Here is a 12,061-nt window from a genome sequence, read left to right as displayed (position 1 = left end):
ACACCCGATCCCATTCCGAACTCGGCCGTTAAGTGCCGTCGCGCTGATGGTACTGCGTCTCAAGACGTGGGAGAGTAAGTCACCGCCAGACCTAGTAAAGAACATCAAAACATTCTCTCTGAACGATGCAAAACATCCTGTCGCGGGATGGAGCAGCCCGGTAGCTCGTCAGGCTCATAACCTGAAGGTCGCAGGTTCAAATCCTGCTCCCGCAACCAACTTCAGCGAAAATATCGCCACGCACGGCGTCGAGCTTGCTCGGCGCCGATTTGCGTAGCATCTCCAGCAGGCTGCCCTCGATCGACAGCCAGTGCCCCCGCGCCTCCGCGTCCCAGTGCACCACCACGCGATCGACGAGCTCGTGCAGCTCGTCCGCAGCGCGCCCGGCGACGGACTCGTCCGACAGCGCGGCCGCCAAGTCGGCCACCATGGCCCGGTGGAGCTCCGGCAGGTTCTCGGGCAGCTCGACATCGGGCACGAGCAGGTCGGCTCGCCTGCCCTGCATCTCCTTCAGATCCCGGTCGACGCTGTTCAGCCGCTCAACGAGCAGCGTCGGGTCCTCGCCGATCTCGATGGCGCGCAGCAGGTTGCGCTTGCTGGTCTCCAGCTCTCGTTGCCGGACATCATGGACCCGGAGCCGGTCTTCGGCGGCCTCCTGGCCGTCCGCCAGTCGGGCTCGGAACCGCTCCCGGAACCGGTCATAGGCTGCGGGCTTTATCAGCTCGGTGCGCAGCCCCGACAGGACGAGGGGCAGGGCGACGCTCTCCTGGCCTGCCCCCTGAAAAGTGGTCCTCCCTGAAGTAGGCTTTCGAGCCAGATGGAGGATGCAGGAATGCCCCAGAAGAAGCACAAGCCGGAAGAGATCGTCGTGAAGCTCCGGCAGGTCGACGTCCTGGTGTCTCAAGGCCGGACGGTGTCTGAAGCCGTGCGCACCATCGGCGTGACGCAGTTCACGTATTACCGGTGGCGCAAGGAGTTCGGCGGCCTGAAGACCAACCAGGTGAAGCGCTTGAAGGAGCTCGAGAAGGAGAACGAGCGGCTGCGCAAGGCCGTCTCCGACCTGACGCTCGAGAAGCTGATCCTGAAGGAGGCGGCCTCGGGAAACTTCTGAGCCCCGCCCGCCGCCGTGCCTGCGTCGACCACGTCCGGCAAAAGCTCGGTGTCTCGGAGCGGTTTGCCTGTCGCGTGCTTGGGCAGCACCGCTCGACCCAGCGGAAGACGCCGCGCGGACGAGCCGATGACGATGCGCTGACTGCGGACATCATCGCGCTCGCCAGCCGGTTTGGCCGCTATGGCTACCGTCGTATCACCGCGCTCCTCCGGGAGGCTGGATGGGCAGTGAACGTGAAGCGCGTCGAGCGGATCTGGCGGCGGGAGGGGCTGAAGGTCCCGGAGAAGCAACCGAAGAAAGGTCGGCTTTGGCTGGGCGACGGGTCGTGCATCCGTCTGCGACCAGAGCGGCCAAACCATGTCTGGTCCTACGACTTTGTCGAGAGCCGGACCCATGATGGGAGGAAGTTTCGCATGCTCAACGTCGTCGACGAGTTCACCCGAGAATGCCTGGCGATCCGGATCGACCGGAAGCTTAACTCGACCGCCGTGATCGACGTCTTGACCGATCTCTTCATTCTGCGAGGTGTGCCAAGCCATGTTCGCTCAGATAACGGCCCGGAATTCATCGCCAAAGCCGTCCGGGACTGGATCGATGCCGTCGGTGCGAAAACGGCTTTCATCGAGCCCGGTAGCCCATGGGAGAACGGCTACTGCGAGAGCTTCAATTCGAAGCTGCGCGACGAGCTACTGGACGGCGAGATATTCTACTCGCTCGCCGAGGCACGCGTCGTGATCGAGGCATGGCGGGTCCATTACAATACCGCGCGGCCCCACTCGTCTCTGGGCTATCGTCCACCCGCGCCAGAGGCCGCTCAATGGCCTTCAAACGAAGGTGGATCACCCCCGCCCAACGCACCAAGAGTGGCTCCGAAACCCGTCATGCACTAAGACTGAAACCGGACCACCCGATTGGGGCAGGCCACCCGGCCGAGCAGGCGCTCGGGGCATGGCGCAGCTTCGTCGCCGCCCGGCAGGCGCATACCCGAATCCACCAGATCCTGGCAGGCGCGCCCGCCGACGAGGACCGGATGCAGCAGCCGCCGCTCCGGGGCAGGGTGGAGTTCAGCGAGATCGGTCTGCGCCTGCCGGGTGCCCTGCGACCGGTGCTTCGCGGCGTGACGCTCACCATTCCCGAGGCCACCATCGTCGCCATCGTCGGCCCCTCGGGCTCGGGCAAGTCGACGCTGTGCAAGATGCTGATCGGCGCGATCGAACCCTCGGCCGGCTCGATCCGGATCGACGGCGCGGAGGTGTCGAACTGGAACCGACCCGAGTTGGCGCGGCAGATGGGCTATCTCGGCCAGAAGGTCGAACTCTTTGACGGAACCGTCGCCGAGAACATCGCCCGCTTCCAGGAGCCCGATCCGGCCAAGGTGATGAAGGCGGCCAGCCTCGCGGGCTGCCACGATCTCGTCAACGGTCTGCCGGACGGCTACGAGACGCAGGTCGGGCCCGGCGGGCTCAACCTCTCGGGCGGGCAGGCGCAGCGCATCGGGCTCGCCCGCGCGATCTATGGCGATCCGAAGCTGCTGGTTCTCGATGAACCCAATGCCAATCTCGACGCGTCTGGTGACGAAAGCCTGCAGCAGGCGATCCGCACCCTTCGCAAGGAGGGCGCGACCATCGTCATCGTCAGCCACAAGACAACCGCGCTCACGGATGTCGATCTGGTCGTGTCGATGAACGCTGGAACGATCGCCAAAACGCGCACGCGTGACGAGTTCCTGCGCGAGATCTTCACGCCGGTCTCCGAAAGCATCCGCAAGGCCGCCGGGGTCGCCGAGGCGCCGCAGCCCGAGGCTGAAGCGCAGCCGGACACGACCGTGCCCAGCCCGACGCAAGAGGATGGAGCCAACGCCGAGATCCCGTCCACGACCAAGGCAACCACTGCGACGCAGGGCGTCGAGGAGAGTTCTGCTCGGGCCGCGAAAGCTCCGACCATGACATTGAAGCGCGACCTGCGCGCCGAGTTGAAGCGCGCGATGCGCGAGGCGGCTGAAAAGAAGAACAAGCGAACAGTGCCCCCGGTCCCAGCATCTCCGGGTCGCACTCAGGCCGGAGCGGATAACGGCCCGCTCCGGCTGACCAACCGCGTCGATACGGGTGCAGGAGAGGAGGGATGAGCGCCATGAAGACTGCGGGCATCGGCACGGAAATTCGTGGCATGGTGATAGCGGGGCTCGCCGTGATCGCGGCAGGCTTTGGCGGAGTGGGGACATGGGCAGCGATCACCCCGCTTGCCTCGGCCGCCATCGCCCCCGGAAAGGTCAGCCCCGACGGCGCATCACGCACGATTTCGCACCTTGAAGGCGGCATCGTGTCGGAAATCCGGGTGCGGGAAGGGGACGTGGTCGAAAAGGGAGCCCCTCTGCTGGTTCTCGACGAGGCGCTCGCCCGGGCAGATCAGCGATCCCAATTCCGCAAGCTCGCACGACTGGAGGTTCTTCGCGCAAGGCTCACTGCCGAAGCTCAAGGAGCGGAGATATTCGTACCACCTATCGACGAGGATGCGGGCGTAGACCAGGCATTCCTCGAGTATGTCGCGAACGAACGCGAGACCTTTGCGCTTCGACGCGAGCGCCGGGCCGAACAGCTCGAGATCTATGACCGCCAGCTCGCTCAGGTCGTCGAGGAAATCCGCTCGATGGCGCTTCAGGCGGCCGGTCTCGACGAGCAAGTCGTGCTTCTCGAAAGTGAACTCAAGACCAAGCAAGCCCTTTTCGATCAGGGCCTTCTGCGAGAATCCGAGGTCAATGCCCTCGCGCGGAAGCGTGCCGAGCTTTCCTCCGAGGCAGAAGCGCTTCGTGCCTCGATGGCGCGCGCTTCAATGAAGTCCGAGGAGATCGAAATCTCGAAGACCGCACTCGACACCGAGCTTCTCAACGAAGTCTCGGAGCGGTTGGCCGAGGTCAATGCCGAGGTCGCTCAGGTCGAAGAAGCACTCAACGCGACCTCGGACATTCTCTCGCGGACCGAGATCCTTTCACCGATCGATGGCACGGTGCTCACGCTCAACGCCAAGACCGTGGGGGGCGTGGTTCGCCCCGGCGAGCCGATCCTCACCTTGACACCCTTCGACGAAGACCTGATCGTCGAAGCGCGGCTAGACCCCAGAGACGTCGACAACGTCATGCCGGGGATGAGCGCGAGCGTGCAGTTCCCCTCTTTCCTCATGCGCCATGCTCTTCCCATGGAAGGCGTGGTTCTCACGGTCGGGTCCGACGCGATCGAAGATGAGGCCTCCGGGACGGATTACTACCCGTTGCGGGTGAAAGTTTCCGATGAGGATATCGCCGCGGCTATCGGGGGCGCGGAAATTCGAGCCGGCATGCCAGCCGATGTCTTCGTCGAGACCGGTCACCATACGCCGCTTAGATACGCCTTCGACCCGATCCTGGCATCCTTCTCGAAGGCCTTCCGCGAGGAGGTCGTGCGATAACTGAATTGGGCCAAGCGCAGCTGCGTGCTCCTTGGCCCGAAAGTCTTCATTCTGCGGGTCTGCAAGATAATCCGTGGGTGATTGAAGCTTCGGTTTGCGACGGCCGAGGATTCAGATGAGTAGGGCAGGCGGCTGTCGAGCACTGCCTGCGCAGTGTCGATCGCGTCACCCCGTAGGTTCGGGTGGCGCGATCGACGCGGAGGCATTCCGCGAGAAACCGTGGCCCTGACAGGGTTCACGGTTTTCGCGTTCCAGCGCCTTCATCTTCTCAGCCATCTCAGCCGGGGTATGCCCGCGCACGTGCCGCTATCGGTTTCCGTCCTCCCACCACACCGTTCAAAGTCTGCGGGGCGCAGCCGATCCAGATCGTGATCGACAGGATGGCCGTCCAGCACACCCATGCTGCGCTTCATCGCCCAGAACCAGGCGAACCGCATGCTCGCGCATTTCATGCGCGTACTCGTTGATCGTCGTGCTCATGCTCCACCTTGCTCAGGAGTTGGAGCCTCCAACAAACTCGGGGCGGCTTGCCGGAACTGAGCTTGGCTCGGCCAGACCGGCGACGGTCCTCAGGTCAGACCGGCACCTCGCAATCCGACGCTGCGTCATAAACGGCACAACGTTGGTACGGCCCCAATCTCTGCACATTGTCGCCCCCGGAAGATGATTGGAAGGTTCTTAACGATATCCAGATCTAGCTACGTCGCGAGGTGCCATGAATCATATCGGACCCATTGCCGACGATGACGGCGCCGATGACCGCCTGAGCGAAACCGCCCACGTCGGCTCCACGGTGGGGGTGAAGGTTTCGGCGTCGGACCCCGATGCTGCGGACACGGTGACCTATGCCACCGATGACGATCGTTTCACGGTGGATGCCGACGGCACGGTCCGGGTCGCCGACGGGGCCCACTTCGATCACGAGACCGAGCCCAGCATCTCCCTCACCGTGACGGCGACGTCGTCCGATACCACCACGTCGACCCGTGTCTTCAGTTTGACCGTCGACGATGTGAACGAAGCGCCGGTCATCGACGTCGTTCGGGGCAGTGGCCGGATCGACAGCAGCAATTTTGCCGCCTCAGGCGCAGGCTACACCGTTACCGCGCGCCAGATTACTGACAGCGGCGATCTGAGCGCGCCGTCTACGGCTCTGGTCACCCATAGCAGCCACGGCCTCGGCGTTGTGGGCTCGACCGGTTCGGGCGCACCCGCCAATCAGCTGGGTTACGATGCCGGTCGCCTGCTCTCCGAGGAAATGATCGTCTCGTTCGATGCTGCGGTTGCCAGCGCCGAAGTCAGCATCGCGGCGCTTTGGAGCAGCGAGAATGGCACCTACGAAGTCGGGCGCTACGTCCTCTACATGAACGGTGCCCAGGTCGGGGACAGCGACTTTGCCTCGCCCACGCACCATCAGGGTACGGTGCTGCAGATCGACCCCGGCGTCGCGTTCGACCAGATCGTCTTCAGCGCCACTCCCTACGGCGACCAAGGCAACATCACGAACAACAGCAGCGACTACTTCATTCACAACATCAGCTACCACAGCGCCACGGGCGTGGCCGAGGATGCCACCACGGGCACGGTGGCCGCGACGCTGGTGGCGCAGGATCCCGACACCGGTGACAGTGTGACGCTCTCGCTGGTCGATGGAAGCGGCAACGTCGTCGTCGACGGCAATTTCGAGCTCGTCGGCGACGAGATCCGCGTGAAGGCCGGCGCCACATTGGATCGCGAGACCGCCGGGGTGCAGCGGCTCACGGTTCGCGCCACCGACGACCAAGGGCTGTATCAGGACCTCTCGGTCGACATCCATGTGCTCGACGCGAACGAGCACGCCATCGGGTCGGTCGCCGACGCCGACGGCGCGACCCCGGACCGGATCGACGAAACCGCGGGGGCGGGGACGCTGGTCGGCATCCGGGCCAGCGCCGCGGACGCCGACGCCACCGCCACGGTGAGCTACGCGGTGGACGACGCGCGCTTCAGCATCGCCGCCGACGGCACGGTGCGGGTCGCCGCCGGCGCCAGCTTCGACGCCGAGACCGAGCCGAGCATCGCGCTGACCGTCACCGCGACCTCCTCGGACGGCTCGAGCGCCGTGCAGCGCTTCGACATCGCCGTGGCCGACATCAACGAGCACGCCATCGGGTCGGTCAGTGACGCCGACGGCGCGACCCCGGACCGGATCGACGAGACCGCGGGGGCGGGGACGCTGGTCGGCATCCGGGCCAGCGCCGCGGACGCCGACGCCACCGCCACGGTGAGCTACGCGGTGGACGACGCGCGCTTCAGCATCGCCGCCGACGGCACGGTGCGGGTCGCCGCCGGCGCCAGCTTCGACGCCGAGACCGAGCCGAGCATCGCGCTGACCGTCACCGCGACCTCCTCGGACGGCTCGAGCGCCGTGCAGCGCTTCGACATCGCCGTGGCCGACATCAACGAGCACGCCATCGGGTCGGTCAGTGACGCCGACGGCGCGACCCCGGACCGGATCGACGAGACCGCGGGTGAGGGGACGCCGGTCGGCATCCGGGCCAGCGCCGCGGACGCCGACGCCACCGCCACGGTGAGCTACGCGGTGGACGACGCGCGCTTCAGCATCGCCGCCGACGGCACGGTGCGGGTCGCCGCCGGCGCCAGCTTCGACGCCGAGACCGAGCCGAGCATCGCGCTCACCGTCACCGCGACCTCCTCGGACGGCTCGAGCGCACAGCAGCGCTTCGACATCGCCGTGGCCGATATCAACGAGGCCCCGACGTGGTTGAGCGTCAGTACTCTCGCCGTGGAGGAAAACGTGGCCGGCGCCGTGGTCGGCCAGATCACGGTGGCCGATGTTGATGACGGTTCAGGCCATGATTTCACGGTTTCGGATGCTCGCTTCGAGGTGGCTTCCGGCCAGCTGCGGCTGAAGTCCGGGGTGATGCTCGACTACGAGGTCGAACCGAGCATCGAATTCCACCTTATTGCGACTGATACCGACGGGCTGAGCTTCGGTCGCGACCTGACCATCAATGTCGCCGACGTGTTCGATTTTGCCGTCACTGAGTTCGCCGATTATCTTGTCGGCAACTTCGCGGCGAACGAAGTCGACGCTCTGGGCGGCGACGATACGATCATTGGTCGCGCGGGCGACGACATGCTCTGCGGCGGTGCGGGCGATGACCGGATCGCGGCCGGCGGGGGAGACGACCATGCCCATGGCAATGAGGGGAACGACAGCCTCAAGGGGGGCACCGGCAATGACCGGCTACTGGGGGGCGCAGGACATGACACGCTGATTGGCGGTCGTGGCGCCGATGTCATTCTGGGGTCGTGGGGCACGGACCTGTTGCGTGGCAAGGCCGGCCAGGATCAGCTTTTCGGTGGCCGTGAATCGGATTGGCTGGGCGGCGGTCGCGGCCGGGACGTCCTGTTCGGAAACCGGGGCGATGACGAGGTCCGCGGACATGTCGGCGCCGACAGATTGCGCGGTGGCCACGGCGCGGATGAACTGCATGGGGGCATGGGGGCCGACAGGCTGAACGGCGGTCTCGGGAACGATGTCCTGAAAGGCGGCAAGGGAGCGGACATCATGCGAGGCTCGTCCGGACAGGACCTGCTGCATGGCGGCCATGGGCGCGACGAGCTTTTCGGTGGTCGTTCGGCCGATATTCTGGGCGGCGGACGAGGCGGCGACCGCCTGCAGGGAGGCAATGGGGACGACACTCTGAAGGGTGGCAAAGGGAACGACCTCCTTCGGGGAGGGAACGACGACGACCAACTGCACGGAGGTCGCGGCGCGGACCGGATCCTCGGCGGCATCGGCAACGACACGGTTTCGGGGGGACTGGGGGGCGACGTGTTCGTGTTCAAGAAAATGCGGGCGGGGGAGGTCGAGACGATCCTTGATTTCAAGGATGGGATCGACGTCATCGAACTCCACGGCGTTGCCCCCGAACTGGTTCGAGAGTCGATCTTCGATGCAGTTCGCGACGGCGACGGTGATCATGCCGAGGTCGTCATCAAGGGACAGATCCTGAAGTTCAAAGGGGTGAATGCCAGCAGCCTCTCCCTGGACGATTTCGTTCTCGTCTGAGCGCAAAAGAGTTGCAGGACACCCGCCAGACAGTGCTCAGAACGGATTAGCGGCATGAAGGTCGGCACGATGTGACCTGCCCCTGTCGGCAGCCCGCAACGAACTGGTCCATCTGCAACATGGCGCTGCGCTTGTGCGGCTCGCTTCGGCCTGATGCGATCCTGAGAGGGTCTGGAACGCCCACCCGACAGGCAGGCGCGGGCGACCTGAGACCGTCTTGAACACGCCGATCCAGATAAGTTGGACCTTGAAGGAGTTCATCGAGGTCTCGCCCTGACAGACGGATGGGGCAGGCGAGGGCCGGATCCGGATGGAGCGGCTCGACTGGCCGCTTCCAGACTATTCGACGCTGCGTCGGCGACATGCGACATGTGACATGTGACAGGCGCCGCTCGCGGTGCAGGTCCAGCATGGGACTTCGGGGCCGCTGCACCGACTGCTGATCGGCAAGGATAATCCTTAGCCATCGCTCCGAGATCGATGTCAGAGGGCAGCAAGAACCGCAGTGATGGCGGGTGGCCGTGACCTGAAACTATCCTTCCTCCGGTCTGAGGAAGGATCCGACAGTGATTTCCGGAGCTATGCGGCCTGCTGTTCCAATGGTGCCTTCGCGGCAACTCAGCAGATTCCCTGTATTGCCGAAATTAGATCGCGGTGGCGCAAAGTTTGTTCTTTATTGGAACGCGCGAGCCCCGCATCATCCCGCTCGATGGTCGGCGTCGGGAGGGATGCCGGTGATCGAAAACAGGGAGACGTCACGATGCCGAACACCAAACTCACCAAGCGCCGGTTCTTGCAATATGCCGGGGGCATGGCCGCCGCGACCGGCCTGCCGGCCGTCATCGGCGTCGGCCCCGCCTCGGCAGCCGGGCTGAGGACGGTGGATATGCAGCTTGGCTGGCTCGCCTCGAACGGGCTCCTAGGCGAGGTCGTGGCGCAGGCCAAGGGGTTCTACGAGGAAGAGGGGCTGGAACTGAAGATCACCCCGGGCGGGCCGAACGTGGACGGCGTCGGCTCGGTCGCGGCTGGGCGCTCCGAGGTGGGCCAGATCTCGTCGAGCCCGTCGGTGATGCTGGCCCGCGCCGCGGGCATCCCGATCAAGGCCTTCGCGGCCGGCTACCAGAAGCACCCCTTCACCTATTTCTCGCTGCCCGACAACCCGATCCGCGAGCCCAAGGACATGGTCGGCAAGACCATCGCCACGCAGCCCACCGCGCATATCCTCTTGAAGGCGCTGCTGGCGGCCAACGACATCTCCGAGGATGATGTCGAGATCGTCAACATGGGCTCGGACATGAACCAGCTGATGACCGGGCAGGCCGCGGCCGTGACCGGTTGGCTGACCAACATCGCGGCGCTCGACGTGTTGGGCGAAGACCGGGTCGACCTGATGCTCTGGGATACCGGCATCCAGCTTTACGCCACCGTTTACTACGCCACCGACGAGACCATCGAGACCGACGCGGAATCGCTCGCGGGCTTTACCCGCGCCACCGCGCGCGGCTGGCACTATGTGCGCGAGAACCCCGAGGAAGCGGTCGATCTGCTGATCGCGGCCTATCCGAACATGGATCGCGAGGCGGAGATGCGCGCGGTCGAGCAGGTGCTCGGTTTCGTCTTCACCGAGGCCACCGTCGAGAATGGCTGGGGCACGATGAACCGCGAGAACTGGGAAACCCAGATCGCGGCCTATGCCGATCTAGGCCAGTTCGACGGCGACGCACCGACCGTGGACGAGGTGATGACGCTGAAGATCCTCGAAATGACTGCCGACGCGCGCAAAGAGGTCTCCTGATGGTCGCAGCAGAGCTTCATACGGCAGCGGGGAACCCCGCTGCCACGCCCGATCCGGGCGCGATCCGGGTCGAGAATGTCGACGTCACCTTCGCCGAAGGCACGGTGGTCGCGCTCAAGGACGTCTCGGTGGAAATCCCGCAGGGCGCCTTCGTGACGATCCTCGGGCCTTCTGGCTGCGGCAAGTCCACGCTGATGCGCGCCATCGCCGATCTGGTGCCGGCGGCGGGCGGCGTGATCGACGTGCAGGGCCAGTCGCCCCGGGACGCCCGGCGCGACCGCAATTTCTCCTACGTGTTCCAGGACGCGACGCTGCTGCCGTGGCGCACCGCGCTGGAGAACGTGCAGCTTCCGCTCGAAGTGGGCGGCGCCGGCGATGCCCATGCCGATCCGCGCGATCTCCTCGAACTCGTCGGGCTCAAGGGCCGCGAGAACGCGCTGCCGCACGAGCTGTCGGGCGGCATGCGCCAGCGCGTCGCCATCGCCCGCGCCCTCGTCACCAAGCCCAAAATCCTGCTGATGGACGAACCTTTCGGGGCGCTCGACGAGATCACCCGCGACAAGCTCAACGAGGAGGTGCTGCGGATCTGGCGCGAGACCGGGACGACGATCCTCTTCGTCACCCATTCGATCCCCGAGGCGGCCTTTCTCGGGCAATACGTGTTGATGCTCGCCGCCCATCCGGGGCGGGTGAAGGAATTCATGAAGGTCGAGCTGCCGTCCGAGCGGCGGCTGGCGGATCGCGACACGCTGGAGTTCGTCCAGATCACCGCGCATCTGCGCAAACTGCTGGAGGAATGCTGAGATGGCCGAGGCAAGCCAAATCCCGATGCCGGTGCCGGCGCCGCGCATGAGCCGGGTGCTCGACGCGGTGCTCGACCGCGGCCCGGCGCTCGCCGCCGTCGCAGGCCTGCTGCTGCTCTGGCAGGGTGTGGTCTGGTACTTCGAGGTGCCGGAATACATGGCGCCGAGCCCGATCGCCGTCCTCGGCGCGTTCCAGGACAATGCCGGCACGCTGTGGCTGAACTTCTGGCCCACCTTTTTCGAGGCGGCGCTGGGCTTCGTCGCGGGCAACCTCGTGGCGATCCTGCTAGCGATCTGGTTCGTGCACAACACCACCGCCGAACGCGCCTTCTTTCCGATCGCGGTGTTCATCAACACCATTCCGATCATCGCGCTGGCCCCGGTCCTCGTGCTGATCTTCGGCAACGGTTTCGCCCCCAAGATCATCATCGCGGGCCTGATCTGCTTCTTCCCGACGCTGGTCAACATGGTGCGCGGTCTCAAGGCGGTCTCGCCCGCCACGCTCGACCTGATGCGGGTGCTCTCGGCCTCGAATTGGGAGATCTTCTGGAAAGTGCGTCTGCAAAGCTCGCTGCCTTTCCTCTTCGCGGCGCTCAAGATCGCCTCCACCACCTGCGTCATCGGCGCCATCGTGGCGGAGTGGATCGGCTCCAATTTCGGGCTCGGTGCGCTGATCATCGAGGCGACCTTCAACTTCCGCTCGCCGCTGCTCTACGCGACCGTCTTCACCGCAGCCCTTCTGGCCGTGGTCATGTTCGCCCTGGTGAGCTTTGCCGAAGCCAAGTTCATCCGCTGGAAGACCTCGGACGTCCACTGACCGCCGCGCAATAGAA

At 65.2% G+C, this 12,061-nt stretch carries 8 protein-coding genes, 1 tRNA gene and 1 rRNA gene; 9 read left to right on the top strand and 1 reads right to left on the bottom strand.

Annotation, left to right across the window (positions count from 1 at the left end):
- Together rrf and LOS8367_RS17595 are read left to right on the top strand one after the other, a co-directional pair.
- A 5S ribosomal RNA gene (gene rrf, locus LOS8367_RS17600) occupies positions 1-91 on the top strand; the annotation flags it as partial.
- A 50-nt stretch (positions 92-141) separates the two neighbouring features.
- A tRNA-Met gene (locus LOS8367_RS17595) sits at positions 142-218 on the top strand.
- Here LOS8367_RS17595 and LOS8367_RS17590 read toward each other — a convergent pair.
- On the bottom strand, positions 197-850 hold the full coding sequence (locus LOS8367_RS17590; protein ID WP_133056373.1) for a hypothetical protein: 654 nt from the start codon (positions 848-850) through the stop codon (positions 197-199). The genes LOS8367_RS17595 and LOS8367_RS17590 overlap by 22 nt on opposite strands.
- On the opposite strand from LOS8367_RS17590, the gene LOS8367_RS17585 reads away from it, so the two are divergent.
- From LOS8367_RS17585 to LOS8367_RS17555, 7 genes are all read left to right on the top strand, one after another.
- Positions 833-2,001 (top strand): IS3 family transposase gene (locus LOS8367_RS17585; RefSeq protein WP_106535122.1). Its coding sequence is split into 2 segments (ribosomal slippage): positions 833-1,097 and positions 1,097-2,001, totalling 1,170 coding nucleotides; the frame shifts between segments, so codons are not numbered across the junction. The genes LOS8367_RS17590 and LOS8367_RS17585 overlap by 18 nt on opposite strands.
- Entirely contained in the window at positions 1,929-3,236 is a 1,308-nt protein-coding gene (locus LOS8367_RS17580) for an ATP-binding cassette domain-containing protein (protein WP_085897851.1), read from the top strand. The genes LOS8367_RS17585 and LOS8367_RS17580 overlap by 73 nt, the downstream gene beginning before the upstream one ends.
- Entirely contained in the window at positions 3,233-4,552 is a 1,320-nt protein-coding gene (locus LOS8367_RS17575) for an HlyD family type I secretion periplasmic adaptor subunit (RefSeq protein ID WP_085897850.1), read from the top strand. The genes LOS8367_RS17580 and LOS8367_RS17575 overlap by 4 nt, the downstream gene beginning before the upstream one ends.
- Before the next feature lie 715 nt (positions 4,553-5,267).
- Positions 5,268-8,630 carry a cadherin domain-containing protein gene (locus LOS8367_RS17570; protein ID WP_085897849.1) on the top strand — a complete coding sequence of 1,121 codons (3,363 nt, stop codon included), beginning with the start codon at positions 5,268-5,270 and terminating at the stop codon, positions 8,628-8,630.
- A gap of 760 nt (positions 8,631-9,390) precedes the next feature.
- On the top strand, positions 9,391-10,425 hold the full coding sequence (locus LOS8367_RS17565; protein ID WP_085897848.1) for an ABC transporter substrate-binding protein: 1,035 nt from the start codon (positions 9,391-9,393) through the stop codon (positions 10,423-10,425).
- Complete coding sequence (locus tag LOS8367_RS17560; RefSeq protein WP_085897847.1) at positions 10,425-11,228, top strand: ABC transporter ATP-binding protein; 804 nt, start codon at positions 10,425-10,427, stop codon at positions 11,226-11,228. Before LOS8367_RS17565 ends, LOS8367_RS17560 begins: the two co-directional genes overlap by 1 nt.
- Before the next feature lies 1 nt (position 11,229).
- A complete protein-coding gene (locus tag LOS8367_RS17555; RefSeq protein ID WP_085897846.1) occupies positions 11,230-12,045 on the top strand; it encodes an ABC transporter permease in 816 nt (271 codons plus the stop codon).
- Positions 12,046-12,061 lie beyond the last annotated feature (16 nt).

It is taken from the genome of Limimaricola soesokkakensis (assembly GCF_900172345.1).
GTDB lineage: Bacteria > Pseudomonadota > Alphaproteobacteria > Rhodobacterales > Rhodobacteraceae > Limimaricola > Limimaricola soesokkakensis.
This window is presented reverse-complemented; position numbering and strand designations above follow the sequence as displayed.

Bases quoted from the DNA above. Each gene is read 5' to 3' on its own strand.
- LOS8367_RS17555 (WP_085897846.1), top strand. From the start codon at position 11,230: ATGGCCGAGGCAAGCCAAATCCCGATGCCGGTGCCGGCGCCGCGCATG.
- LOS8367_RS17560 (WP_085897847.1), top strand. From the start codon at position 10,425: ATGGTCGCAGCAGAGCTTCATACGGCAGCGGGGAACCCCGCTGCCACG.
- LOS8367_RS17570 (WP_085897849.1), top strand. From the start codon at position 5,268: ATGAATCATATCGGACCCATTGCCGACGATGACGGCGCCGATGACCGC.
- LOS8367_RS17575 (WP_085897850.1), top strand. From the start codon at position 3,233: ATGAGCGCCATGAAGACTGCGGGCATCGGCACGGAAATTCGTGGCATG.
- LOS8367_RS17580 (WP_085897851.1), top strand. From the start codon at position 1,929: ATGGCCTTCAAACGAAGGTGGATCACCCCCGCCCAACGCACCAAGAGT.
- LOS8367_RS17565 (WP_085897848.1), top strand. From the start codon at position 9,391: ATGCCGAACACCAAACTCACCAAGCGCCGGTTCTTGCAATATGCCGGG.